The organism is Corynebacterium nasorum (assembly GCF_022345765.1).
Classification (GTDB): Bacteria; Actinomycetota; Actinomycetes; order Mycobacteriales; family Mycobacteriaceae; genus Corynebacterium; species Corynebacterium kefirresidentii.
This window is the reverse complement of the sequence record NZ_JAKRDR010000004.1, coordinates 114,540-139,347: the sequence shown is the minus strand read 5'-3', so window position 1 is coordinate 139,347 and position 24,808 is coordinate 114,540. Positions and strand designations below refer to the sequence as shown.

Annotated in this window: 30 protein-coding genes; 15 read left to right on the top strand and 15 right to left on the bottom strand. The window is 57.3% G+C overall.

Translation table 11 applies throughout. The features are described 5' to 3' along the window. Window positions 1-33 precede the first annotated feature (33 nt). Together MHK04_RS05025 and MHK04_RS05020 are read left to right on the top strand one after the other, a co-directional pair. Entirely contained in the window at window positions 34-1,104 is a 1,071-nt protein-coding gene (locus MHK04_RS05025) for a DNA recombination protein RmuC (protein ID WP_239208056.1), read from the top strand. 62 nt (window positions 1,105-1,166) lie between these two features. Next, window positions 1,167-1,970 (top strand): DUF6542 domain-containing protein, encoded by an 804-nt coding sequence (locus MHK04_RS05020; RefSeq protein ID WP_239208023.1) that lies wholly within the window; start codon window positions 1,167-1,169, stop codon window positions 1,968-1,970. A 65-nt stretch (window positions 1,971-2,035) separates the two neighbouring features. On the opposite strand, the gene MHK04_RS05015 is transcribed toward MHK04_RS05020, so the two are convergent. After that, entirely contained in the window at window positions 2,036-2,986 is a 951-nt protein-coding gene (locus MHK04_RS05015; protein ID WP_239208022.1) for a 4-hydroxy-3-methylbut-2-enyl diphosphate reductase, read from the bottom strand. 141 nt (window positions 2,987-3,127) lie between these two features. Here MHK04_RS05015 and xseA point away from each other — a divergent pair, with 141 nt between their 5' ends. Genes xseA through MHK04_RS05000 form a run of 3 tightly spaced genes read left to right on the top strand, consistent with a single transcriptional unit; the run spans window position 3,128 to window position 5,028 of the window. After that, on the top strand, window positions 3,128-4,369 hold the full coding sequence (gene xseA, locus MHK04_RS05010) for an exodeoxyribonuclease VII large subunit (RefSeq protein WP_023021877.1): 1,242 nt from the start codon (window positions 3,128-3,130) through the stop codon (window positions 4,367-4,369). Between the two features lie 21 nt (window positions 4,370-4,390). Further along, window positions 4,391-4,660, top strand: coding sequence for an exodeoxyribonuclease VII small subunit (locus MHK04_RS05005; protein WP_023021878.1), 270 nt, complete (start codon window positions 4,391-4,393; stop codon window positions 4,658-4,660). After that, window positions 4,660-5,028 (top strand): hypothetical protein, encoded by a 369-nt coding sequence (locus MHK04_RS05000; RefSeq protein WP_023021879.1) that lies wholly within the window; start codon window positions 4,660-4,662, stop codon window positions 5,026-5,028. Before MHK04_RS05005 ends, MHK04_RS05000 begins: the two co-directional genes overlap by 1 nt. Here the strand turns inward: MHK04_RS05000 and MHK04_RS04995 are convergent. Beyond that, window positions 5,012-5,581 (bottom strand): DUF4245 domain-containing protein, encoded by a 570-nt coding sequence (locus tag MHK04_RS04995; protein ID WP_034656435.1) that lies wholly within the window; start codon window positions 5,579-5,581, stop codon window positions 5,012-5,014. The two genes, MHK04_RS05000 and MHK04_RS04995, sit on opposite strands and share 17 nt — an antisense overlap. A gap of 188 nt (window positions 5,582-5,769) precedes the next feature. On the opposite strand from MHK04_RS04995, the gene glpX reads away from it, so the two are divergent. The 5 genes from glpX (at window position 5,770) to MHK04_RS04970 (ending at window position 10,812) form a co-directional block, all read left to right on the top strand. Next, window positions 5,770-6,783 carry a class II fructose-bisphosphatase gene (glpX, locus tag MHK04_RS04990; RefSeq protein WP_023021881.1) on the top strand — a complete coding sequence of 338 codons (1,014 nt, stop codon included), beginning with the start codon at window positions 5,770-5,772 and terminating at the stop codon, window positions 6,781-6,783. A gap of 85 nt (window positions 6,784-6,868) precedes the next feature. Then, complete coding sequence (locus tag MHK04_RS04985) at window positions 6,869-8,269, top strand: class II fumarate hydratase (RefSeq protein WP_239208021.1); 1,401 nt, start codon at window positions 6,869-6,871, stop codon at window positions 8,267-8,269. Between the two features lie 178 nt (window positions 8,270-8,447). Continuing rightward, window positions 8,448-9,071, top strand: coding sequence for a TetR/AcrR family transcriptional regulator (locus tag MHK04_RS04980; protein ID WP_023021883.1), 624 nt, complete (start codon window positions 8,448-8,450; stop codon window positions 9,069-9,071). After that, entirely contained in the window at window positions 9,065-10,633 is a 1,569-nt protein-coding gene (locus tag MHK04_RS04975) for an MDR family MFS transporter (RefSeq protein ID WP_023021884.1), read from the top strand. The genes MHK04_RS04980 and MHK04_RS04975 overlap by 7 nt, the downstream gene beginning before the upstream one ends. Beyond that, the gene (locus MHK04_RS04970; RefSeq protein WP_239208020.1) at window positions 10,633-10,812 is read left to right on the top strand and encodes a DUF2316 family protein; all 180 of its coding nucleotides are present in this window, start codon (window positions 10,633-10,635) and stop codon (window positions 10,810-10,812) included. The genes MHK04_RS04975 and MHK04_RS04970 overlap by 1 nt, the downstream gene beginning before the upstream one ends. Window positions 10,813-10,958: 146 nt before the next feature. On the opposite strand, the gene MHK04_RS04965 is transcribed toward MHK04_RS04970, so the two are convergent. The 7 genes from MHK04_RS04965 to MHK04_RS04940 form a co-directional block, all read right to left on the bottom strand. Beyond that, window positions 10,959-11,426: a hypothetical protein gene (locus MHK04_RS04965; RefSeq protein ID WP_239208019.1), complete on the bottom strand. Its 468-nt coding sequence runs from the start codon at window positions 11,424-11,426 to the stop codon at window positions 10,959-10,961. A gap of 54 nt (window positions 11,427-11,480) precedes the next feature. Next, window positions 11,481-11,615, bottom strand: coding sequence for a hypothetical protein (locus MHK04_RS12195; RefSeq protein WP_259824423.1), 135 nt, complete (start codon window positions 11,613-11,615; stop codon window positions 11,481-11,483). A gap of 48 nt (window positions 11,616-11,663) precedes the next feature. Further along, window positions 11,664-11,963, bottom strand: coding sequence for an SAUR-like auxin-responsive family protein (locus MHK04_RS04960; RefSeq protein WP_239205326.1), 300 nt, complete (start codon window positions 11,961-11,963; stop codon window positions 11,664-11,666). A 171-nt stretch (window positions 11,964-12,134) separates the two neighbouring features. Continuing rightward, on the bottom strand, window positions 12,135-12,713 hold the full coding sequence (locus MHK04_RS04955; RefSeq protein ID WP_200287829.1) for a GNAT family N-acetyltransferase: 579 nt from the start codon (window positions 12,711-12,713) through the stop codon (window positions 12,135-12,137). Window positions 12,714-12,782: 69 nt separating this feature from the next. Continuing rightward, a complete protein-coding gene (gene phoH2 / locus MHK04_RS04950) occupies window positions 12,783-14,147 on the bottom strand; it encodes an RNA 5'-3' helicase PhoH2 (protein WP_200287831.1) in 1,365 nt (454 codons plus the stop codon). Between the two features lie 183 nt (window positions 14,148-14,330). Then, window positions 14,331-14,957 (bottom strand): LGFP repeat-containing protein, encoded by a 627-nt coding sequence (locus MHK04_RS04945; RefSeq protein WP_023021889.1) that lies wholly within the window; start codon window positions 14,955-14,957, stop codon window positions 14,331-14,333. Window positions 14,958-15,101: 144 nt separating this feature from the next. Continuing rightward, on the bottom strand, window positions 15,102-15,776 hold the full coding sequence (locus MHK04_RS04940) for a LysR family transcriptional regulator substrate-binding protein (RefSeq protein ID WP_239208018.1): 675 nt from the start codon (window positions 15,774-15,776) through the stop codon (window positions 15,102-15,104). A gap of 71 nt (window positions 15,777-15,847) precedes the next feature. Between MHK04_RS04940 and MHK04_RS04935 the strand changes: the two genes are divergently transcribed. Next, on the top strand, window positions 15,848-16,177 hold the full coding sequence (locus MHK04_RS04935) for a DUF5997 family protein (protein ID WP_023021891.1): 330 nt from the start codon (window positions 15,848-15,850) through the stop codon (window positions 16,175-16,177). Here the strand turns inward: MHK04_RS04935 and glyA are convergent. After that, window positions 16,174-17,457, bottom strand: coding sequence for a serine hydroxymethyltransferase (glyA, locus tag MHK04_RS04930; RefSeq protein WP_023021892.1), 1,284 nt, complete (start codon window positions 17,455-17,457; stop codon window positions 16,174-16,176). The two genes, MHK04_RS04935 and glyA, sit on opposite strands and share 4 nt — an antisense overlap. 117 nt (window positions 17,458-17,574) lie before the next feature. On the opposite strand from glyA, the gene coaA reads away from it, so the two are divergent. After that, complete coding sequence (coaA, locus tag MHK04_RS04925) at window positions 17,575-18,501, top strand: type I pantothenate kinase (protein WP_023021893.1); 927 nt, start codon at window positions 17,575-17,577, stop codon at window positions 18,499-18,501. 3 nt (window positions 18,502-18,504) lie between these two features. Here coaA and MHK04_RS04920 read toward each other — a convergent pair whose 3' ends face one another. From MHK04_RS04920 to mca, 3 genes are read right to left on the bottom strand one after another with little or no spacing between them, the layout of a single operon-like run. Next, a complete protein-coding gene (locus MHK04_RS04920; RefSeq protein WP_239208017.1) occupies window positions 18,505-19,281 on the bottom strand; it encodes an isoprenyl transferase in 777 nt (258 codons plus the stop codon). Window positions 19,282-19,293: 12 nt separating this feature from the next. Further along, a complete protein-coding gene (locus MHK04_RS04915; RefSeq protein WP_023021895.1) occupies window positions 19,294-19,605 on the bottom strand; it encodes a hypothetical protein in 312 nt (103 codons plus the stop codon). A gap of 3 nt (window positions 19,606-19,608) precedes the next feature. Beyond that, window positions 19,609-20,499 (bottom strand): mycothiol conjugate amidase Mca, encoded by an 891-nt coding sequence (gene mca / locus MHK04_RS04910; RefSeq protein WP_239208016.1) that lies wholly within the window; start codon window positions 20,497-20,499, stop codon window positions 19,609-19,611. A gap of 95 nt (window positions 20,500-20,594) precedes the next feature. On the opposite strand from mca, the gene MHK04_RS04905 reads away from it, so the two are divergent. The 3 genes from MHK04_RS04905 to MHK04_RS04895 all read left to right on the top strand — a co-directional run bounded on the left by MHK04_RS04905 (window position 20,595) and on the right by MHK04_RS04895 (window position 22,027). Further along, the gene (locus MHK04_RS04905) at window positions 20,595-21,065 is read left to right on the top strand and encodes a DUF4307 domain-containing protein (RefSeq protein WP_239208015.1); all 471 of its coding nucleotides are present in this window, start codon (window positions 20,595-20,597) and stop codon (window positions 21,063-21,065) included. A 120-nt stretch (window positions 21,066-21,185) separates the two neighbouring features. Next, entirely contained in the window at window positions 21,186-21,707 is a 522-nt protein-coding gene (greA, locus tag MHK04_RS04900) for a transcription elongation factor GreA (protein ID WP_023021898.1), read from the top strand. Window positions 21,708-21,748: 41 nt separating this feature from the next. Beyond that, the gene (locus MHK04_RS04895; RefSeq protein ID WP_239208014.1) at window positions 21,749-22,027 is read left to right on the top strand and encodes a thiamine biosynthesis protein X; all 279 of its coding nucleotides are present in this window, start codon (window positions 21,749-21,751) and stop codon (window positions 22,025-22,027) included. A 42-nt stretch (window positions 22,028-22,069) separates the two neighbouring features. Here MHK04_RS04895 and MHK04_RS04890 read toward each other — a convergent pair whose 3' ends face one another. Beyond that, a complete protein-coding gene (locus MHK04_RS04890) occupies window positions 22,070-23,713 on the bottom strand; it encodes a hypothetical protein (protein ID WP_239208013.1) in 1,644 nt (547 codons plus the stop codon). 200 nt (window positions 23,714-23,913) lie between these two features. Continuing rightward, window positions 23,914-24,534 carry a DUF3558 family protein gene (locus tag MHK04_RS04885; RefSeq protein WP_239208012.1) on the bottom strand — a complete coding sequence of 207 codons (621 nt, stop codon included), beginning with the start codon at window positions 24,532-24,534 and terminating at the stop codon, window positions 23,914-23,916. Window positions 24,535-24,808 lie beyond the last annotated feature (274 nt).

Here is a 24,808-nt window from a genome sequence, read left to right as displayed (position 1 = left end):
GCTATGTCGGCTGCACGTGCCATGCTGGGTTCCATGACTTCCACATTGCCCGTGCTGCTACTTTTTATCGGCCTCATCCTCGGCGCGGTAATGGGTTGGTTAGCCCATTCCTACTCCGCTGCTCGTTCGGCGCCAAGTGCCGAACACCGCGCGCTGCAAGAATCGCAGCGTCGCCAAGCTGAGCTCCAGCCGCTGGAAAAGGCCATGGACCGCTTGGGGTTTCAGCTCCAAGAAATTGAGGAAGACCGCACCGCGCTGCTCGCTTCCCTTTCTAGCCAGGTCCAGGCGGTAACCCGTACCTCCTCTCGTCTGACTGAACGCACTGACAAACTTGTTAGTGCCTTGCGCTCGCCCAATACCCGCGGTCGTTGGGGCGAGGTGCAATTGGAGCGGGTGGTTGAAATAGGCGGCATGACCAAACATGTGGACTTTGACTGCCAGGTTTCTGCTCCGCTGGGTGGTCGCATCGTTCGCCCAGACATGGTTATCAAGTTGGCTGGTGGCCGCCATATCATTGTCGATGCCAAGGTGCCTTTTACTTCTTACCTCGACGCGCTGGAGACCGATGACCCAGAAGAACACGCCGGCTTCTTGCGCCGCCACGCACACTTGATGCGTGGCCACGTCCAAGCACTATCGCACAAAGACTATATTGAAGCGTTTCAACCTACACCCGAATTCGTCATCCTGTTTGTCCCTGCAGATCCTTTCCTCGATGCTGCATTGTCAGTGGACCCAGAACTCATCGAGTATGCCTTTGAACGCAATGTAGTAATTGCCACCCCCAGCTCGCTTTTTGCCCTCCTGCGCACGGTGGCTATGGGGTGGCACCAAGAAGACATCTCAGCCAAGGCAAAGGAGGTTCAGCGCCTAGGGCGCGAACTGTACACGCGCCTGAATACACTTTCTGATCACTATGGCAGGGTGGGCCACAACTTGGAAAAGGCAGTCGAAGCCTACAATGCCACACTGTCCTCGCTAGATTCCCGTGTCGGCGTCACCGCCCGCAAATTGCACGAGATGGATATCCCAGGCCGCACGGACCGCACGCCACGGGAGCCCATAGCCATCGATACGTGGCCGCGCGGGCATTCGCCACTATAAATCCGGCGACTTAGTGCGTGGAAATAGCCATGGGCAGGCACGAACCGGTAGGATCTTCCGACGTGTCACAAGCCAAGCAAAGAAAGTCTTCCGCCGCCCAAAGCTCTGGACTCCCCAGCATCACGCTGGGCACGGGCCTTGGGCTGCTCGCGGCAATTTTGCTCACCGGCGCGTTGATTTCCATCCTGATGGGTACCATCGGGTGGGCTTACCTCGCCTTCCTCGTCATCGGCTCGCTGCTGGTGGCGCTCATCGTAGAAGAACGCGGCCTCTTCCTCACGGTGGCTTCCATCCCCATCTTGTATGCCATCACGGTGGTACTGGCCGGATTCTTTATTACCAAGGCCAACTTGCCAGAGGGAGCAGCACCGTTTTCCAAGACGGCTACCGTAACCGCAGCTTTCCCCCTTGTCCAAAGCTTTCTCTGGCTCCTCATCGCTTTAGTAGGCGCAGGAATCATCGGCTGGTTGCGATGGGTCCGCTACCGTAAGACGGCACGTCGCACCGCTAAAATGGAAACTTCCTCCCGCCGTTCCGATGCTGAGCAAGACCGCCGCAATCGCGCTGAGCGTTTATCGGTCGCTGACTTGATGGCGCGCGATAGGCTGGCAAAGGAACCTACTAAAACTCCAGCCACTCCGCAGCGCGCCCGCGCTTCTCACACGTTAAAGAAGTCCCGCCCCACGCCCAAAGATCGCCTGCGTGGGCGCGACCGAGAGGAACGCCGCCGCCTCCAGCAAGAGGAACGCGCAAATCCAATGCGCCCGGATCCAACCCGGCGCGCCGGCGATTCAGTACCGGCGTCTAAGGAGCACAAGCAAGCGCCCAAGCAAGGTTGGGACGATAACCTCTATGACGAGGACTAAAACAAAAGAAAGGCCCGGAAACGGGCCTTTCTTTTGTTTTAGATGTAGTTTAAGCGCGCGCCTGTTTAAGTGCGTGCTGGGCGCAGGTCGCGCGGCAGGGCGAAGGTAATCGTCTCCGTAGAGGTAGTTACCTGCTCTACGTCGCTATAACCACGCGCATCGAGGAATTCCAATACCTCGCGTACAAGCAATTCTGGTACCGATGCACCACATGTGACTCCGACAGTGCGCACGCCTTCCAGCCAAGCATCGTCAATCTCCTTCGCAAAATCTACAAGGTGTGAAGCCTTAGCACCTGCTTCGAGCGCCACTTCGACCAGGCGCACCGAGTTAGAGGAGTTTTTAGACCCCACCACAACCATCAGGTCGCACTTGGGGGCAATGGCTTTGACGGATTCTTGGCGGTTTTGGGTGGCGTAGCAAATATCGTCTGAAGGCGGATTTTCCAGATGCGGAAAACGCTCGCGCAGTTTATTGACGATGGCGATCGTCTCATCCACCGAGAGCGTGGTTTGGGACAGCCAAATAAGCTTCTCGTCCTGCAGGAAATCCGGCAGCTTAGCAACGCCCTCGACGCCATCCACAAGGTGGGTAACCTCCGGTGCTTCGCCGGCGGTTCCTTCCACTTCCTCATGTCCTTCGTGGCCAACCAAGAGGATGTGATAGCCATCGCGCTGGAAACGCTGGGCTTCCTTATGCACCTTGGTTACCAATGGGCACGTGGCGTCCAACGTTAGTTGCTTGCGCTGCGTTGCCTCTGCCCGAACGGCCGGGGAAATACCATGGGCGGAAAAGACTAGGTGGGCACCTTCTGGGGCCTCAGAGGCCTCATCAACAAAAATGACGCCGCGTTCTGCCAAAGACTCTACGACGTAGCGGTTGTGCACGATTTGCTTGCGTACATAAATGGGCGCGCCGTACTTTTCCAGCGCCTTTTCTACGGTTTCAACCGCGCGATCCACGCCTGCGCAGTATCCGCGCGGTGCCGCGAGGAGAACATTTTTACCTTCAGTCATGGCTCCCAGAGTATCGAAACACCACGCAAAACAATAGTGGGGCCCACCGCTACCATTCTAGCTACCCCGAGCGGGGCAATCATCTGAGTTGGCCCCTAAACTAGGCGGAAGAACACGGCAGACTGAAGAAAGGGAGGCTGTGTGAATCAACCGGCAAATACTCCGGATACTCCCTGGCCCGTTGGTAAAGTCAATGACCAAGTCAAGGGCTGGATCGAGCGCCTGGGCTACCTGTGGGTAGAGGGTCAATTAACCCAAATTAATTTCAAACCCACCTGGAAGCTGTCCTATCTCACGCTGCGTGATGTACAGCAGGAAAAGTCCGTGCAGCTGACTTGCCCATCATCAATGTTGCAGTCATTGTCAGCACCGCTAAAGGACGGCGACCGCGTCATTGTCCATGGCAAGCCGGCTTTTTACGCCGGCCGCGGTTCTTTTTCACTGTGGACCACGGAGATTCGTCATGTGGGCATAGGTGATCTACTCGCGCGCATTGAGAAATTGCGCCAGCAGCTTTCGGCAGAGGGACTTTTTGATCCTGCTCGCAAGCGGCCACTGCCTTACCTACCGCACAAAATCGGGCTGATTACCGGCCGCGGTTCGGCCGCGGAGCGAGATGTGATGGCGGTAGCTCATGATCGCTGGCCAGCGGTACAATTCCGAGTTCTCAATACCGCGGTTCAAGGTGCGAATACCGTTCCAGAGGTTATCGATGCCCTCCAGCAGCTAGATGCGGATCCAGAGGTAGACGTCATCATCATCGCCCGCGGTGGTGGCTCTGTAGAAGACCTGCTTCCCTTCTCAGAAGAAGCGCTGCAACGCGCGGTCGCGGCTGCTGGCACTCCGGTGGTCTCCGCCATCGGCCATGAGCCGGATAGCCCGGTGCTCGATAACGTCGCGGATCTGCGCGCTGCCACGCCTACCGACGCCGCAAAGCGCGTCGTCCCCTCCGTGGCCGAGGAGCGTGCCGTTATCGCAGAGGCACGCTCCCGGATGGCTGCCGCCTTGCGCGGCTGGGTGGAAAGGGAGCGACGCGGCCTGGACAATATTCGTTCCCGGCCCGTCATGGCAGACCCCATGACCCCCATTCGTACGCGCCGCGAGGAAATAGAGCGGACTCGTGCCACCATGCGCCGGGAAATTGAGGTCATGGTAGAACGCGAGACCCGCCACGTGGAGTCGCTGCGTGCTCGCGTTTCAGCTTTGGGACCTTCAGCTACTCTCGCCCGCGGGTATTCCATCGTCCAAGTGGTACCCAAAGATGGCTCCGGCCCCGAAGTTGTCACCTCTTATGAGCAATCCCCTCCCGGCGCGCAACTGCGCATCCGCGTGGGCGATGGGTCTATTACCGCTGTTTCTATGGCCTCCCAGGCCGCCGATTAATCACCGAACAAGGAGAAAACAATGTCAGAGGACACCATTGGCACCGGTCAACCAGGCCAGGATGCTTTTACCCCAGTAGAAAAATTGAGTTATGAGCAAGCCCGAGACGAGCTCATTGAAACCGTAAAGATCTTAGAGCTCGGGCAGATGGGCTTGGATGAGTCATTGAAGTATTGGGAGCGCGGCGAGGCCCTTGCCCGAACGTGCGAGGCACATCTAGACGGCGCAGCAAAGCGCGTTGAAGCAGCGCTCGAGAGGGCCGAAAAAGCAGACGCAGAAGGAGACGAGTAGTGCAGATTTATGGGTATCCAGGTGAGCGGGTGGATTTTGTGTCGAGGTCTGCGGCCGCCGGTTCCATCATGGCGGGAGACTCCCGGGAATTCGTAGAGGAATTCTTTGGCCCAGCACATACCCGCGATGATGACGAGGTGAGCTATTTCTCCCAATCCGTGGTGCTGCGCTTTACAGGCGATAAGGTACGCGAAATCGCTATTTATCCGCAGCGTTCCCAGCGTGAGCGCATCGATGTTTTTGTAGGAAAGACGCGCCTTAGCGGCTTAGATGAGGAATCCCTCGCAGAGGTCATTGCCCAAGCCGGCGACGGTCTTAGCGCCACCGCTGCGGCAGAAGGATTGGGCGAGGTTATTTTTCGGCTATAGGTGCGGCGTCGATAAACGCAGCGGTAGCAGCCTCAAAATCGCTATCGTCTGCGGCACCGGAGATAATGAGGCGGGCGTCGCCCAAATCTGTCACCCACAGGCGGCGCACGGAGTCGTCATCACTTTCTAGTACCCGCACTTGGTGCCCTTTGACCTCACGGGCAGATTCGATGCCGCGGTAGTTGGCGTCGTATTCCTTACCCGCATCATCGGCCGCCACCTGTGTCTGAGTAGACTCCACAAACCCTTGGTCAGCGGTCACCCAGCTGACCACGGTGGCGTTTTCTCCTCCCATATCAACGCGGCGGGCAGCATTAGCCTCCCAGCCCTCTGGCATATCAGGATTGCGAATAGCGCCAATTCCTGCGCGAGCTTGGGTTTCAAGGAAGGTTTGTTCATCCACTTCCTGCACCGCTCCCTGTTGAGTTTCGGAATTGATCGAGCATAGGCCGGTCGCTCCTACGGCCAGCAGCATCATGATCACCACGACGGCGAGGGACAGGGAGATATCCTTCGCGCCTTCAAAAATCTTTGGTCTTTCTTCTGCAGCCACGCGCCTTAGTATCGCACGGTGTGCTTCCAAAAAGCCACACGGCCCATTCTCCCCCGAAAGTTTGATGAATCCCCCACAAATGGGGCGCAAAATCAGACCCATTAGAGCAAAAAAGTGCGAGAATGGAAAGGTAGAGCATCAAGGGGAACACCCCTCGATGAGAAAACTATGGAAGGCAACCACTACACATGTCCGAAAATACGTCTTATCTTCCTGACCGCAACCTGGCGATGGAACTGGTCCGTGTCACTGAGGCAGCAGCGCTCGCTTCCGGCCGTTGGGTAGGCCGCGGCCAGAAGAATGAGGGCGATGGCGCGGCGGTCGACGCCATGCGTAAGCTCATCAACTCCGTTGCAATGAACGGCGTCGTTGTCATTGGTGAGGGCGAAAAGGATGAGGCCCCTATGCTATTTAACGGCGAAGAGGTAGGCACCGGCGAGGGCGCCGCCATGGATATCGCCGTGGACCCCGTTGACGGAACTCGTTTGATGGCAGAAGGCCGCCCCAACGCTATCTCCGTCATCGCGGCCGCAGAGCGCGGAACCATGTATGACCCTTCCGCAGTCTTCTACATGGAAAAGATTGCTGTTGGCCCAGAAGCAGTCGGCGCTATCGACATCAACGAGTCAGTGGAGTGGAACATCAACTCCGTGGCCAAGGCGAAGAATATTCGCCCCGAAGATCTGACCGTGGTGGTCCTTGACCGTCCGCGCCACGAGCAGCTCATCTCGGAAATTCGCGCCGCCGGCGCAAAGGTACGCCTCATCATGGATGGCGACGTTGCAGGCGCCATCGCCACCTGCCAGGATTCCAACTCCATCGACATGATGATGGGCATCGGCGGCACCCCAGAAGGCATCATCACCGCCTGCGCTATGCGCTGCATGGGCGGCGAAATCCAAGGCAAGCTGTGGCCAAAGGATGAAGAGGAAGCAGAAAAGGCCCGCGCAGCCGGCCACGATTTGGACCGCGTCCTCAAGACCACTGACTTGGTCTCCTCCGAAAACTGCTACTTCGCTGCCACCGGCGTGACCAATGGTGACATGCTGCGCGGTGTTTCCTACCGCAATTCCGGCGCTACTACCCGCTCACTGGTTATGCGTTCCAAGTCCGGCACCATCCGCTACATCGACTCCATCCATAAGCTATCCAAGCTGCAGGAATATTCCGTAGTGGATTACACCACCCCGACCAAAAACTAGGGGGCACCCCCGAAGGCGGCCCTCCTGGTAGATCTCCGCCATACTGGAAAGCACACACTACCCAATTAACTGAGGTGATCTTCACATGACTGAATACCGCATCGAACATGACACCATGGGCGAAGTAAAGGTTCCTGCAGATGCCCTGTGGCGCGCACAGACCCAGCGCGCAGTGGACAACTTCCCTATCTCCGGCCGTGGCCTGGAAAATGCGCAGATTCGCGCTCTTGGCCTGCTCAAGGCAGCCTGCGCCCAGGTAAATAAGGATTCCGGCAAGTTGGACGCGGACAAGGCCGATGCCATTATCGCCGCCGCTACCGAAATCGCCGAGGGCAAGCACAATGATGCTTTCCCTATCGACGTTTTCCAGACTGGTTCGGGCACCTCGTCCAATATGAATACCAATGAGGTTATCGCCTCCTTGGCACACCAGAATGGCGTGGAGATTCACCCGAATGACCACGTGAATATGGGCCAGTCTTCCAATGACACCTTCCCCACCGCTACGCACCTGGCTGCTACGGAAGCTGCCGTTAATGACCTCATCCCGGGCCTGAAGGTCCTCCACGAATCCTTGAGCAAGAAGGCCAAGGAATTCGCCGACGTGGTCAAGGCCGGCCGCACCCACCTGATGGACGCCACCCCGGTTACCCTGGGCCAGGAATTCGGCGGCTACGCCCGCCAGATCGAGCTGGGCATCGAGCGGATCGAGGCCACCCTGCCACGCTTGGGCGAGCTGGCCATCGGCGGCACCGCCACCGGCACCGGCCTGAATACCTCTGCGGACTTTGGCGCTAAGGTCACCGAAGAGCTCAAGAAGCTCACCGGTGTTGCGGAACTAAAGGAAGCAGAGAACCACTTTGAGGCACAGGCCGCCCGCGATGGCTTGGTAGAGTTCTCCGGCGCCATGCGCGCGGTTGCTGTGTCCCTTAATAAGATTGCTAATGACCTCCGCATGATGGGCTCTGGCCCACTGACCGGCCTGGCAGAGATTCACCTGAAGGACCTGCAACCAGGTTCCTCCATCATGCCGGGTAAGGTCAACCCGGTCATTCCGGAGGCCGTCACCATGGTTGCCGGCCAGGTGGTGGGCAATGACGCCGCAGTCGCCTTCGGCGGTGCCCAGGGCCACTTCGAGCTCAATGTCTTCATCCCGATGATGGCGCGCAACGTGCTCGAGTCCGCTCGCCTGCTGTCCAATGCCTCCCGCGTCTTCGCTGATAAGTGCATCGATCACATCGAGGCCAACGAAGAGCGCATGAAGCACTTTGCGGAATCTTCCACGTCCATCGTGACCCCGCTCAACTCTGCTATTGGTTACGAGAACGCGGCCAAGGCCGCCAAGCACGCCTTGCATGAGAAGATCACTGTTCGCCAGGCCGTCATTGATTTGGGCTTTGTCGATGGCGAAAACCTCACCGAGGAAGAGCTGGATAAGCGCCTCGATGTGCTGAGCATGACTAACCGCGACCGCGATAACTTCTAAGTATCCGCCGCACCGCTACCCCGCCCGGGCAGGACCCGGGCGGGGTTTCGCATGCCTGGGGTAAGGGGGGGGGACGTCGGCAAGAACAATGGCACATCTCACATAAAGAAGGATGCACCTCTAAAATCACCCTTTTTGCACTTGGTGCAAGTTTGCACCGAGTGTAACGTTGCATGGCGTGCAAGAAGAACTATCACTACGCGAGCAGAAACGTCTCGAGACGCGCCTGCGCATAGAGGATGCCGCCACAAAACTGGTGGATGAACAGTCCTTTAGCGCAGTCACCATTGAGCGGATCTGCGAAGTAGCCGGTATTTCTCGGCGCACCTTCTTCAACTACTTCGATTCCAAGGAATCCGCCGTTTTGGGCGCTCCAAGCACCGAGTTTACGGAAGAGATGCGGGAACTCTTCCTTAATGAGCCAACGACCAGCATGGTAGACCTCGTCCTCCAGTTGGTCAGACGGCATATGGAAGGCCACCACATCAACCCGACTATCCGGGATCGCCGCAAACGCATCTCCAATGATCCAGATGCAGCTGCGGCGGCAATAAGCCGGAAGCGAGCAAAATCCATTGAGCTCATCGATCTCATTGAAGAGCGCCTTAACAAAGAACCGGAGCTTCGCGTCCTTGACAGCTGCTCTTCTAGCACCGAGGCGATGCTCATCGCCGGCCTCGTCCGTGAGGCACTTTGGTTGGCGATGGCATCCCCGGATGCAGATTGCAGCCTAGACCTCGGCGCGCGTCTCGATACTTCCCTCACGCTAATAACAGACTTTATGAAAGGAATGCGATGGTAGATACGGCTGCTAAGGCCCCCTCACAGGGCCAGTCCCGCGCCGATAACCTCGGGCTTATTTTCTCGGCCCTAATGCTCACCATGCTGATGAGCTCCTTGGGCCAAATGATCTTCTCTTCTGCTCTTCCAACCATCGTTGGTGAGCTCGGCGGCGTCGACCACATGAGTTGGGTCATCTCCGCCTTCCTTGTCACCATGACCATCGCCATGCCTATCTCCGGCAAGCTGGGTGACATGTTGGGCCGCAAGTGGCTCTACATTGGGGGTATCGCCACCTTCGTCGTGGGATCCACCCTCGGTGGCTTTGCCAACTCCATGTCGCTGCTGATTATCGCCCGCGCCGTGCAAGGCTTTGGCGCTGGATTCATGATGATCTCTTCGCAATCCATCATCGCCGAGGTCACCTCCTCCCGTGAGCGCGGCAAGTTCATGGGCATCATGGGCGGCGTCTTTGGCCTGTCTTCCGTCCTCGGCCCCGTCCTCGGCGGCTGGTTCACCGATGGCCCAGGTTGGCGCTGGGGCATGTGGATGAACATCCCGCTTGGCATCCTCGCCATCATCGTGTGCACCTTGGTGCTACACCTGCGCGTCGGTGAGGCCGACATGAAGCGCTTTGACTGGCTCGGCGCAACCTTCATCGCCATCACCACCGCTTCCCTTATTCTCATGACCACCTGGGGCGGCACCGAGTACGAGTGGGGCTCGTCCATGATCCTCACCTTAGGTGCCATCACCATCATTGGCGCCATCATCACCATCCTGGTGGAGCTGCGCGCCAAGGAACCGCTCATTCCAGTTCGCCTATTCAAAAACCGCAACATGGCCCTTACTACCCTGTCCGGCGTGGTACTGGGCCTGGCAATGTTCGGTGTTCTGGGCTACATGCCTACTTACTTGCAGATGGTGCACACCCTGACCCCAACCAAGGCGGGTCTGATGATGATCCCGATGATGGTGGGTCTTATCGGCACCTCCACTGGCGTGGGCTTCATCATTGCCCGCACCGGCCACTACAAGGTCTACCCCATCATCGGCCTAGCCATTACCGCTGGTGCATTGTTCTGGATGTCTCACCTGACCGTAGAGACTTCCCTGAAGCAGCTGGGCTGCGAGTTCTTGGTCTTCGGCATCGGCCTGGGCATGGTTATCCAGGTCCTCGTGCTCATCGTCCAGAACTCCTTCCCACTGTCCCAGGTGGGTACCGCTACCGCGGCGAATAACTTCTTCCGCCAAATCGGTTCCGCACTGGGTGCTTCCCTGGTTGGCTCCATGTTCATCCACAATATGAAGGATGAGATGGCCACCCGCATGCCAGAAGCCTTCCAAAAGATGGGCCCTGAGGGCGCCGCCTATGCAGAAAAGTTTGGCAATGCCGACGGCGGTGCCAATAGCCTCACCCCAGATTTGGTCGCGTCCTTCCCCAAGCCAATCGAGGAAGCAATCCTCAATTCCTATAATGACGGCCTGACCCCGGTTATCGCTCTGATGGTTCCGTTGGTCATCGTCGCGCTCCTTCTCCTCCTGCCTCTGCGCGAGGAGCGACTGAAGGAAACCATTGACTAATGTCGCTCACACCTGCAGAAACTGAGGCTACAAGCCAAGAGCTGCATGCCTTGCGCGATGCACTCCCGCTTGCCGACGCCCCCATTGAATCCGCCCTCGGCTATGCTCCTGGCGGCCTGCAGGCGGCGTTGGATGTTCATGCAACCCCATCGAGGTATGGCGCACTAGGGACTATCTAGTTTCCTTAGCCCGCGCACACGGTATCCCGATCCCGCGCTTTAGCCGCTTGAGCGATAACATGCGCTCATCGGCGCAGCGCTGGTTCGGCCCCTGGGACGTTCCTACGGTGTAGCGGCCCCCACACCCCGCCCTTGGCGGGGTGTTTTTATTGCCAGAAACCCATCTGCCGCAAAACTTGGGCCCCAATTCCCAAAATGGCAACGATGGCGGCAATGATGCCGATCGCCGCGCCGGCGCTCGATCCTCCGCCACTGCCGCTTATCGCTGGCTTTTTGGTGACCGCTACCGTCTGGTTCAGTGCTTCTCCAGCCGGGCGAGTTTCCTCGTTGCGCAGCAGGTATGGAGTAATACGCACCTCGGCCGTGCCTTCCTGCAAAACCTCATATGTGCCGTCAGAATGCACCGCAAGAACCTCCGGATCGGACGAGGTTAGCGATGACCCCGGCACCCCTAACCGGGCACCGTCCCATCCCGCAATGCTTACGCCAATGCTGCCGGAATCGCCCACATGGGTACCGCCGCTAAAACGTATAGCCGCGCTTGCCAGAGCGGCTTCCGGTACCGCAATGGGAAATGCGTGCCGTCCTTCGAGGCGCTCTGAGGCGCCCGACACCGCGTGCTCGGAATAATGGCCGGCCGTCGTGCTGCCAACCTGTGCCTGGGCAAATTAGTGGTTGGCTGGGTTAAGCAAGCTGTAAATATGCCCCGCACCGCCAGAATAGGAACCGTTAGAGCGAATGAGCTGATTCCACTCGCTGCCAGAACCGCCATCAGTAGACCAGTTAGCAATGGCGCGTTCCATCGGTGAAGAAGTGAGGTTTTCTGCGAAAAAGGCGCCGGACTTTACCGTTCACGGCTCCTCCCCGTCTCCACGGCGATGATCAAAATCGTAGTTTTCCTCCGCAGCGCGCTGCATCGCGGAGTGTTCCAATCCCCTGCTCCAGGATATGCCGTTGATATATGCGGTGCGGTCCGGTGCGACGTCGCGAAGCCTAGCACCAGCAAACGGAAGATTGGCATCCCAGGCCTTGGCGCGCAACTCATGCAACTGGCGGGTCACCGTCTCGATATGGGACTGTAGCTCAGGAGTGGCAAACACATAGGCCACACCACCATCAACCTGGGTGATGTCCAACTGGGCAACAGGCACCGAGCCTGCGGAGGGATAGGACAGCTCCCGCTGTAGGAACAGAAAGCGCCCCTGCCGTCATAGCCGCAACGGTGGACAAAGCAAGGGCACGAGTACGCACAGACATTTAAAAGCCTTAGAGAGATAGCGTACGAATACTCTCTTAACTTTATTCCTGTGCGCTGGGAAAAGCTAACGCTTCTTTTCCTCCGGCTTGGGCAAAAGCAGCTCGTATACATCAGTATCGCGCCACTGGCCCGCAAGCTCGCCGTAGGTCATCTTCGCCATGTGAGAGTAAGTGCCCACCTTCACGAATCCACGGGACTTATGCAGCCCCGCAGAACCGGCGTTTTCAGGGAAGATCCACGAGTGGATAGCCCACTTGTGCAGGTCCTTACATACCTCAATCAAGCGATCCAAAAGTGCGCCGCCGATGCCGCGGCCCTGCGCCTCGGAGCCCAAGTAAATAGAATCCTCCACTACTCCGTGGAAGACGGTGCGGGTAGATACCGGCGCCGCAGACACCCATCCCAAGACCTTCGAATCATCATCGGCTTCAACAGCCACATGCACCGAGGGCATGATTTTGCCGGCTTTGAATTCTTCAAAGGTCAGGGATCGGGTCTCGTAGGTGGCGTGCCCAGTATTGAGTCCCTGTTCATAGATCTCTCGCATCTGGGGATAGTCCGCCGCGGTAAAGGGGCGGATGCGGAAATCTTTCTTCTTTTCGTCCGAAGACGTCTGCTTGGCGTTCTCGCTCATATGCAACATTATTACTGGGCAATGCCCAGCTTCGCCACGCTGTACACATCACGATCGCCATACGCGAACATGCCTGGCCTAATCGCCGCCTTCCAGCAGGTCGGTGACGAGCTCTGCAATGGCGGAACGCTCAGAGCGCTGGAGCGTAATATGCGCAAAAAGCTCGTGCCCCTTGAGCTTTTCAATCACTGCCTGGACGCCATCGTGACGGCCCACGCGCAGGTTATCGCGCTGCGCTACGTCATGGGTGAGCACCACCCGCGAGCCCTTGCCCAGCCGAGAGAGCACGGTGAGCAAGACATTGCGCTCCAAGGACTGTGCCTCGTCCACAATGACGAAGGCATCATGCAGGGAGCGGCCGCGAATATGCGTCAAGGGCAAGACCTCAATCAGGCCGCGCTCATGGATTTCTTCCATGACGTTTTCAGACACCAAGCCTTCCAAGGTGTCATAGACTGCCTGCGCCCATGGGTTCATCTTGTCCGATTCGGTGCCCGGAAGGTATCCCAACGACTGCCCACCTACCGCATACATCGGGCGGAAGACTACGATACGGCGGTGTTCGCCGCGCTCGAGTACAGCTTCCAATCCGGCGCACAGGGCGAGTGCCGATTTACCAGTGCCGGCGCGTCCGCCAATGGAGACGATTCCGATATTTGGATCCATCAGCAAGTCCAAAGCTATGCGCTGCTCCGCGGAGCGTCCTTGCAGGCCGAAGGCATTGCTATCGCCGCGCACGAGCTCCACCACACCTTCCGCGGTGATGCGCCCCAGCGCGGACTGCGCTCCCGCTACTAGGGTAAGTCCGCAATGGACTGGTAGCTCCTCCACGGCAGTGCCCTTTTCAGTGTGAATGCCGTCTAGCATGACTTCCCCATCACGGTAGAGGGCGTCGATGACATCCGAGCTGGTTTGCACGGTTGCCATTCCGGTATAGCCGGTCAGAACCACATCCTGGGCGTGGTACTCATCCGCCTGTACACCCACTGCGCCGGCTTTCACGCGCAGTGGCACGTCCTTGGTGACTAGCACGGTATCTTTACCTTCGTGTGCAAGGTTGAGGGCGCAGGCCAAAATACGGTGGTCCCCCTCTGGGCCACGGAAGGCAGAGGGCAACAAGGATTGGTCTTGATGGTTCAATTCCACGCGCAGGGTGCCGCCATCTACGTTCACGGGGACCGGCTGGTCTAGCGCCTCATAGGTAGCGCGCAGTTCCTCCAAAAAGCGAAGAGCTTGGCGGGCGAACCAGCCAAGCTCTGGGTGATGACGTTTTCCTTCCAGTTCAGAGATAACCACAACGGGAAGGACCACATCGTGCTCTGCGAATTTGCGCAGAGCCCAAGGGTCAGAAAGCAAGACCGAGGTATCCACTACATAAGTCTTGGTAGCGACGGTGTTATCGGTTGTGGCAAGCGGAGTAGAAAGTACAGAGGGACGAGTCATGGTGGCAGGGTTCTCCCTTGAAATGCGGTAGATCAAACTTCTTCCGTATAGCCCCAAATTCCGGGGTTGCCACCCAACGTAGGCACCGAAGGTTGAAATTACATGGGTGCAAGATGAACTTTAAGAAAACGAAAAATCCCTCCGCAGCAGATGCTGCGAAGGGATTACCTCAAAAAGAGCTTTTTACTTCTCTACGGAAGAGGTGAACTTGCCGCTCTCATCCTGGAGCCAGGAGATAACGCCATTGTCGAACTGCTGGGTCCAGCCCTTGCCCTCAGTAGCCTTCTCCTCGGCAGCCTTAGGCAGGCCTACCTCTGCGTCCAGACCGCCCTGCTCCTTCCAGGTTTCAGCGATCTTGCCGACGATTGGCTGAGCCTCATCGCCATCCTTAGCCATAGCCAGCAGGTTGCCGCCATCGAAGGTTGCCAAAGAACCCTTATCGGAGGACTCTACGCTCTGTACGTCGCCCCACTCAGCCTTCTTCTCCTCGATGGCAGACGCCAGAGCTGCCGGAACCTCCTGGTCGCCATTGGCGGTGGAGACGGTCTTGGTGTCGCCGTCCTTGGAATCAGCATCCTCAGACTCGGAACCATCCGCATCCTCAGACTCGGAGGATTCCGCGTCCTTATCCTTTTCGGAGGTAGCTTCATCAACGGCGGAGCCAGCAGCGTCGGAAGCATCAGCTGCTACGGAACCGGCGGTGTCCTTAGCGTCGTTAGCTGCATCCTCGGCATCGGAGCAAGCTACGAGAGCAACGGACAGGGTTGCGGCAGCAAAGCCACCTACGATACGACGAGTCATCTTCTGCATTTCTGCATCATCCTTTCATCAAGAAAGTAAGTTAATTCTAATTTTTATTAAATCGCCCTTCATGACGAACGAAGCCCACCGTAATGACACCACCCAGCGGGCGCCACCCACACGGACAGGAAGCAGACAGCAAATACTAAAGTACTACCTCCGTTTGCGCTGCTTAAAAGCCTTCTTTTTATTTTGTAACGAATTGTTAACGTTTCTTCGCGCTTGCTTAGCCCTCGCCTTTTCCCTGGCGCTTCGCTTCGGTTTCTCCTGCCGTGAGGACCGTGCGGTGCGGCCCTTGGCGACGCCCACGAAGTCCTGAATTGCCTCTCCGTCGTCCTCCTTGCGCCATACCAGCGCAATCTCCGTCACCGGCACGGACTCATCCTTTAGCCCGAGTGGCACCACCTGTTTCTTGCTGAGCACCTTGAGCAGGGGGCGCGGTGCAATCGCGATTCCCACATTGGCTGCCACCACTTGGAGGGCATCGCGGACCGCGGGGACATCAACGAGCCCGGAATCGGCGAGGCGGTAGTTGAGGTGTTCATCTGCGACGTCGGCAAGCGTGAGTTCCTCGCCTACTTCGGCATAGACCGAGTCCTTCGGAACCGCAATTCCTGGAGTCTCTTTATAAAGGCGCACCACATGAAAGGAGTCATCCACGCGGGCATCCGGCAGACGCGCGAGGGCCACATCCACCTCTCCACCTAGCAGCGGAGCTAGCGCATCGTCTGCATCAACGGTGTATAAACCACCATGAGCAGTATTTTCTTCGAATCGGCGGAACCACTTTCCAGGCTCCGTACCGGTGGCAAAAGCTAAGCGCAGCATAGAGGACAGTCTACTGAAAGTGCTACGGTAATTACGTGACTGAAGAACATAAGCAACCATCCGGCACCGCCATGCGTGCCCAGACCGCAGCGAAGAAGCTTGGCATCTACCTGCCCGCTGCGCCGGACGAGTTTCAAAATAGTGCCATTAGCCACGAAGAGCTGCGCGAATTGCAGCATAACCCGCCCGAGTGGCTGCAAACCTTGCGTCGCGAGGGTCCTCACCCCCGCCCGGAAGTCGCCCATAAGCTAGGCATCTCTGTTACCGCGCTCAAGAAAAACGATATGGATAAGCCGCTAACCACAGCGGAAATCAATCAGCTCCTCCAAGAGCAACCAGAATGGCTCCAGCAGGCCCGCGCCACCATGGCGCAGGCCCGTGGACATGAGGTAAAGGACTAGACCAGCTTCCAGTCCTCGAGGCCCTCATACAGCGGGTAGTGCTGGGCAATCTTGTCCACGCGTGCGCGGAGGGCCTCCACATCGGCGTTCTTGCCCTGTACCAAGGCGGTGCCGATGATATCTGCGACCTCGGTAAAGGCCTCAGCATCCAAACCGCGGGTTGCCAGCGCAGAGGTACCAATGCGCAGGCCAGACGTGACCATCGGCGGACGAGGGTCATTCGGGACGGCATTGCGGTTAACAGTGATGCCTACTTCATGCAGCAAATCCTCCGCCTGCTGGCCATCCAACTCGGAATTTCGCAGGTCAGCCAAGACCAAGTGCACGTCGGTGCCGCCGGTGAGCACGTCCACGCCAGCCGCCTTAGCATCCTCCGCGGTAAGGCGCTCCGCCAGAATGCGAGCACCCTCCAAGGTGCGCTCTTGGCGCTCTTTAAACTCCTCGGTCGCGGCAATCTTCATGGCAATGGCCTTCGCAGCGACTACGTGCATCAGCGGTCCGCCCTGCTGCCCTGGGAAGACGTTGGAATTGATCTTCTTGGCATACTCCTGCTTGGCCAAAATCATGCCGGAGCGTGGGCCACCCAGGGTTTTGTGCACGGTGGTGGACACGATATCAGCGTGCGGCACCGGGCTCGGGTGCAGGCCGGCGGCCACGAGGCCAGCGAAGTGAGCCATATCTACCCATAGGTAAGCGCCGACCTCATCAGCAATTTCACGGAAGGCCGCAAAATCCATGGTGCGCGGGTAAGCAGACCAGCCACCAATAATAACCTTTGGCTTCTCTTTCAGCGCTTGCTCCCGCAGCTTATCCATGTCCACGCGCATGGTCTCTGGGTCCACCTCGTAGGCGGCAACATCATAAAGCTTGCCGGAGAAGTTCAACTTCATGCCGTGAGTCAGGTGACCGCCGTGAGCGAGGGACAAGCCCAAAATCTTGTCTCCTGGCTCAGCAATGGTGGACAGCACCGCAGCGTTCGCCTGCGCACCGGAGTGTGGCTGAACATTGGCGAATTCCGCGCCAAAAAGCTCCTTCGCGCGGTTACGAGCCAGGTCCTCCACGACGTCGACATGCTCGCAGCCTCCGTAGTAGCGGCGGCCTGGGTAGCCTTCAGCGTACTTATTGGTGAGCACGGAGCCCTGCGCCTGGAGCACGGCGCGAGGCACAAAGTTCTCAGAAGCGATCATTTCCAGAGTTTCGCGCTGACGGGAAATCTCTCCCTGGATAGCGCCGAATACGTCCGGGTCAAGGTCGCGGAGGTCAGAGGTAAAAGAAGCCATAAAGTGTGGTCCCCTTCTCAATATCAAGCGGTATGGGCTGCTGCATATCTTATCGTGCCCAGCACCCGAAGGGGGCATACTTTTACCCATGGATTAGGCAAGTGCGACAATAGAGCCATGGCGCGCACATTGGATTCGAGTCCCTACCTAGATTTTGACCGCGAGACCTGGCGTGGTTTGCGTAAATCCATGCCCCAGGTGCTCACGGAGACCGAGGTTGAAAAACTTCGCGGCCTAGGAGACCGCATTGACCTAGATGAGGTGGCTGATGTCTACCTCCCTCTCTCCCGCCTTATCCACATGCAGGTCACAGCGCGCCAGCAGCTCACCTCAGCTACTGAATCCTTCTTAGGAAATCCTCCAACGCACGTTCCGTTTGTCATCGGCGTGGCAGGTTCGGTAGCGGTAGGAAAATCCACCACTGCCCGTCTCCTACAGGTGCTTCTGCAGCGTTGGGATTCTCACCCCGAGGTCGCACTAGTTACTACCGACGGCTTCCTCTTCCCCACCAAGACCTTAAAAGAACGCGGTCTCATGCAGCGCAAGGGATTTCCGGAATCCTATGACCGGCGCGCATTGCTCCGCTTTGTCACCGACGTAAAATCAGGAAAGCCACTGGTCAAGGCTCCACTGTATTCGCATATCAGCTATGACATCGTGGACGGAAAATACCAGGAAGTCCATCAACCTGACATCCTGATCCTAGAGGGTCTCAATGTGTTGCAAACAAGCCCTACACTCACCGTGGCGGATCTCTTTGACTTTTCGGTCTACGTTGATGCCCGCACCGATGATATCGAGCAGTGGTATATTAATCGCTTCCTCACCCTGCGCCACACCGCTTTCCGCGAACCTAATGCCCACTTCTCTGCCTTTGCAGATATGGACGATGAGGAAGCGCGCGCCCAAGCCCGTGAAATTTGGCAGTCCATCAACCTGCCCAACCTCGTAGAAAATATCCTGCCCACCCGCATACGAGCCTCCCTCGTACTCAAAAAGGGCTCGCATCACTTGGTGGAACAAGTGCGGATGCGCAAGCTCTAGCGCTTATTTACCAAAGCGGCGCGAACGTTGGGAATAGTCCCGCAGGGCACGGAGAAAATCCACCTTGCGGAATGCCGGCCAGTAGGTATCTGTAAACCAGATCTCCGAGTACGCGGCCTGCCATAGGAGAAAGCCCGAAAGTCGTTGTTCACCAGAGGTACGGATAACCAGGTCTGGGTCCGGAAGCCCCTTAGTGTACAGGTGCTCACCAATAGATTCTGCGGTGACGCGATCCACCATCTCCGCAGCAGAGGTTCCTTTCTCGGCTTCCGCGCGCACCAAGTTCTGCACTGCGTCTACGATTTCTTGGCGTCCGCCATATCCCACTGCCACATTGACGATGACTCCGGTATTGTCCTTAGTTTCCGCTGCCGCCGCCACCATGCGCTGGCGAATATCATCCGGGAGCAGATCAAGGTGGCCGACAAGGCGGACTTGGCAACCGACATCGCTGTGGGATAGGTGCGTAACCACATCCGAGATGATGTCAAAGAGCAGCTCTACTTCTTGTTCGCTGCGCTTTAGATTCTCCGTGGACAGCAAATAGATGGTGACTACTTCGATATCGGTATCGCTGCACCATGAGATCATCTCTCCAATTTTCTTCGCGCCTTGGCGGTGACCGTGGCTGATATCGGTAAAACCAGCCTCGCGCGCCCACCGGCGATTGCCATCGGCCATGATGGCAATGTGTTTGGGCTGCGGCTTGCCTTTAATAAGGCGCGCCAGACGCGCTTCATAAGCCGGGTAAGCCAGCTGTTTGAGAGAACTCACGCTCATTAGTCTATCCGCCTAGAAAATGGACTTTTTGCGGTTATCGTAAATGCCAGCTTCTTTCATCGCCTCATCCACGGCTTCCTCATCAAATGGATCGATACCGTGGTCTTCCGCAAACATCATGCGGCGGCGGAAGCGTGAGTAACGGCGGTGAAAATTCCATCCCGCGATTAACACTGCAACTCCCATTAGGGCCAAGATCAGCAAGCCGATGGGCGAAGCTTTGCCAAATTCAGGACCCATTGGACCGCCTTCGGCGCCCTGGGTGCCTTGAGCAAGTACAAATGCATCATTTGCGGCTAGAACGAAAGAGCCATACACGCTCATGTCTTAAGCCTCCTCTTTTTCTTCGATGCCTGCAAAAAGGTTGGTTTCTGGCAAGGAGGTAGAAACGCGGGTTTTCGCCAGCTCAAACTCCTCGGTGGGCCACAGGCGTTGCTGTACCTCCACTGACGTCGCCAAGAAAGCACCAGCCGGATCAATCTGCGTGGCATGCGCACGCAGAGCCTCCTCGCGATTGCTGAAATAGTCTGCGCATTCCACCTGGGTCGTTACACGCGCCATGATATCTCCAAACGCGGTGTCCCAGCGCGCTAGCATCGGCCCATAGGGGCTAGTTTTGCCCTCCTCCAAGAGCAAATCATGGAATATCTTCATGCGCTGATAGACGAAGCCATGCGAGTAGTACAGCTTTAGCGGCGTCCACGCCTGACCCAACTCTGGGTGATACTCGGCATCGCCGGCCTTTTCCCACGCAATCATCGAGGCCCGATGCACCATCAAATGATCTGGGTGCGGATACCCGCCATTTTCGTCATAGGTGATGATGACGTGTGGGCGAAACTCGCGGATCACCTGGACAAATTCCTGCGCAACGGTGTCGTCTCCCTGCAACGCAAAGCAGCCCTCCGGTAGCAGCTCTTCCATAGACTTGCCTTCAACCGGATCCGGCAAACCGGAGTCGACGTAGCCCAGCCAGCGATGGTGCACGCCTAGCGCACGCGCAGCTTTAGCCATTTCTTCCCGACGAACCTCGCCCATATGTTCCTTGATCCCAGGGCGGTCCATGGCGGGGTTAATCACATCGCCGCGCTCGCCGCCGGTACAGGTCAGCACCAAAACCTCGTTGCCTTCTGCGGCATAGCGCGCGGTGGTTGCAGCCCCCTTGGAAGACTCATCGTCCGGGTGCGCGTGGATAGCTAGTAGGCGAAAATCGCTCACTGAAAATCCATCCCCTTATAAATCTAGGTTCTTTGAACAGATGATTATCCTAGTAGATAATTGGAAAACAGTGGTCCTCGGCTAGAGTGGGAAGCATGACTTCCGCCGGAAAATCTCGCTCAGCCGCCCGCTATGGCTCTCGGGGGCCTTCTGAAAAGAACTCAGGTAGCTGGACTAATAAGGCGCTGGTGCTGATCTTTATCGCCATTTTTATCGCGCTCATCTTCTTTGGCTTCCGGTACTTTCAACAAAAGGAGCGCGTGAACGCGCAGGTTTCCATCGTGACCCAAGAGGTATTGAGCGATGACACCACCCGCGTCTGGGTCGACGTCACCCGTAACCGCACCGATGAGGAGGCTTATTGCATTGTTCAAGCCTTTGATTATTCCAAGTCCGAAGTAGGCCGACGCGAGTTTCCTGTTCCCGCTGGCGGAAATGAAACCCAGCGTATCGCTGTTGACGTCCCGACCAACGCCCGCGCCGTCGCTGGCGGCGCTTATGGTTGCTCTGGCAATATCCCCGAATACTTGGATATGGATAACCCTGACTACGCGGAAAGCCGCTAGCCGCGTGTGCTAGGATTTGTAGCGCCTAGAACTGGGCATTTGCCTAGTTCCACTTTTACTTATGGCCCCAGGGACAACTAGGGGCTTTGACCACAATTCCTATCTACGGAAGGTTGCAGAATGGCTGAGCAGCAAAAGCAGTACATCACCCCAGAAACCAAGGCGAAGCTCGAGGCCGAGCTGCAGGAGCTTATCGATCATCGCCCAGTAGTCGCGGCTGAGATCAACGAGCGCCGTGAGGAAGGCGACCTCAAGGAGAACGCCGGTTACGATGCTGCTCGTGAAATGCAGGACCAGGAAGAGGCCCGCATCAAGCAGATCTCTGAGGTCCTCGCGAATGCCACCACCGAGCGCGGTGCTGTTCAGGAGGGTGTAGCCCACACTGGTTCCGTAGTTCACGTTTACTACAACGGTGACAAGGACGATAAGGAGACCTTCCTCATCGGTACCCGCGCCGCTGCTTCTGACAACAAGGATTTGGAAACCTATTCGGAGCAGTCGCCACTGGGCGCTGCCATCCTCGGCGCGCAGGAAGGTGAGACCCGCGAGTACACCGCTCCGAATGGCAAGACCATTTCGGTCACCATCGAATCCGCTGCGCCGTATGATTCTGCTAAGGCCGCTACTCCGCGCGAGTCCTAAACTTTAAGCCAATTACCACTTTGGAGAAAGAGCATATCCCCATGAAGAAGTTCTCCCGTTACGCTGCCGCTGGTCTCGTCTTCACCGCCGGCCTCTCCCTCGCTGCTTGCCACCCACCCAACCAGCAGGACTCTGATTCCAAGGTAGAAAATGCTTCTACCTTCACTGGTGAGGCCCCAATGCAAAAGGACGCTGACACCAGCTCTTCCGCACCTGAGTCCGTTGTTCAAGAGCAGCAGCCTGCAGTTGAGTCCGGTGTCCCTGAGGAGCCAGCACAGCCGCACCTGAATGGTACCGCCACCGAGCTGCCGCAGCAGTAAAAAGACGGAAGGGCCGAGGGTTTCCTCGGCCCTTTTTTCATGTTATTTTTCCACGTTTACTTCCCGCACCCAGTCCCCGATTACGCCGGGCACTACAGCGGGCGGCTCGCCTAATAGGTCGCGTTTATTGGGGTCCCTTTCGACCTGCGTAGTCACGGACTTTACGCGTTTTTTCTCACTATCCTTACCGCGCATCCCCATCATCGGGCCATAAGCCCGCGCCCCGCCAGTAGAACGACCGGCATTGCCCCCGCGCGTTGCCGCGCTGCTTTCGCCGCTTCCGGTTCCAAGACCAAGGCTGCCGCCCGCACCGGCACGCATACCGGGTCCTCCTACGGTTCCTGTACTGGCGCCAAGACCTGCGCGCGAACCAACTCCAGCGTAGGGAATTGCCGCGCCAGTTCCGCGTCCAAGGCTTTGGCCCAGTTGCGCACCTCTTCCGGCATGCCTTATATCGGCGCTACTGCTTAAGATTCCCGGGCCGGCTCCGAACCCACCACGCAGTGGCTGTTGCTTACCAAGAGCACCGCGACCGGCATCTGCAGGCCTTCCGGATGCCATCATCGGTGCCATACTCCCGCTCGCGGAGTGCGCATTAGCTGGTGGCGCAACCGGGCCGCTACCGTTGAGCGCCCCCGTGCTCACTCCAGCACCAACGGGATGTGCTGTGCCACTAGGAACCTGCCCCATCACCCCATTCGCTGCGACAGCCCCCGGCATCGATGCCCCTTGGGTGGATACTTCGTTGCCCCCAATGGTTACTTGTTCTCCCAGCCCCAGCCCTTCCAGCGCATTTCTGCCACTAGTATGCATCTGCTGGTGAAAATCGCTGATTTCCTGCGGGCTCATCCCCACAGCATCCAACCCGTTCACGTTTCCATTGACAACGTCAAAGTTTCCGGGGGCCAAATCGCCTCGCGCAATCGCCTCAGCAATCTTTTTCGGCCACACCACTGCTTCGGTAGTGTAGCGCTGACCATCACCTTCTACTCCGACGAGTCCCGCATCGACGCCTCCGCCTCCCGACGCCGGCGATTGCTCCATCAATGCATGCTGGTAAGGCATGGCCTCTATGGCGAATCGCTGCAGGTCTGGTTGCAGCATGGCCAATGCGGCCTTTTCCGCAACTTCGCGCTCCACTGGTTCTGGGATTGCCATCACTTCCATAGCCATAGCCATCGCCGCCGGCTGCATCCCCATGAGCTTGGCATGGAATCCGGTTAGCTTCTCCCCCATGACCTTTGCATTTGCCACAAAATGGCTTCCCGACGCCGCCACCTCCCGAATCTTCGCCGCAGCCCGCGACGTAGCCTCGCTGTCATTCTCGCTTTCCAAAGACCCGGCTGCTTCCTCTAAGCCGCTGACAATATCGTCGACTTCCGACGCCAATGAGCTCCACCGCGCATTTGCCTCCGACACATTCCAAATCTGTGTCGACATCAGGTCCGTCGCGAGCTTCACGATGTCTGTACCCACATTCACCACCGGCATAGAAAACCCGAAGGGACTGTACCCTGGCTCCGGCTGGTTCATAATCGGCATCGACTCTACGCCTATGTCCCCACCCGCATCCGCAATCTCCATTCCCCTACTATTCGCGTCCTCCTGCGCCTGAAAGCCCCGCGCTTCCCTCCCCAAAGAATCAAACAGCCACTCGACTTGCTCTGCATAGTTCAATAGCGACACCCTCGCTGATCCTGGATCACTATCCAACACTCGTTGGTGAATCCCACCAACGTGATCTATGCCAGACACTGATGAAAAGCTAGAATTTAACGGGCTATCGGCTTTACTCCTCAATTCCTGCGCTCTGCGAAAAAGATCCCCGATGCTGCTCGTCGTTCTGCGTACGTTTGAAACATTTACGTGCATAATTCCCCCAATTATCAACTAAGCTGCTTTATTAATGAAGCTGTAAGATTGCACCGGTCTTCAGTGGTTGACTGCAGGCCAATGTCATTTACGCTGACTATAAGTGTTCCCCGTTTAGTAGACACGTATCCATCACACTGAGTGTTTTCGAAAATTTCTGATCGATAAATCTGTATTGGATTCTCTTCCTCCCCACCACTTTGTTGCAGTAATTCTTCTTTCAGATTCAAAGCATCTATTGAATTTGAGTCACTGGCCAGCGAAACCAGAACACCGTCCGGTAGAGCTGTCCCATTTGATTCAAAGTTGCAGAACGTGCTCCCCGAATCTCTTCGATAATCAAGTGCCTTCGGTCTCAATCCAATATTTTCTATCTTGTCACCAGAGATCTCTGTACACGGATCGAAAAGTTCAAAGCTCGGATCAGTGGCATCAAATTCCCCCAGTGGCGGTAGGACACCGGATGATGCTCCCGGCCCCGTGGCGCCGGCCTCCCCCGGTTGGCCGGCGCCTTGCACATTTTCCTCGCCGTCGGTGCGTGCCGATTCCCCCCGATTGCTGTCCGCGTCATCCCCCAGGTCCCCGTTGGTTCCCCCTGCACCGTCGGCCGAACTAATGCCGCCAGTTTCGTCCACATTCGTGGTTTCCTCTGACGCGCTCCTCGTACCGATGTCCGCAACGCAGCTACCCAGCACAACGGAGCTACTGACCATCAACGTTGCTACGGTTACCTGACGCTTCACAACAATCCTTCGCGCACTCACTTTCTGACGAGAGGAACAAGATAGTGAAGAAGAGAACTCTTCACTTCGTTTTCCTGTTCCGGTACACAGCATGCACGGAACTCCACGAATTTTCTACGCAACCAAGAAGGTTAACGGCGATTTAACAAAATTATTCGCCCCATAT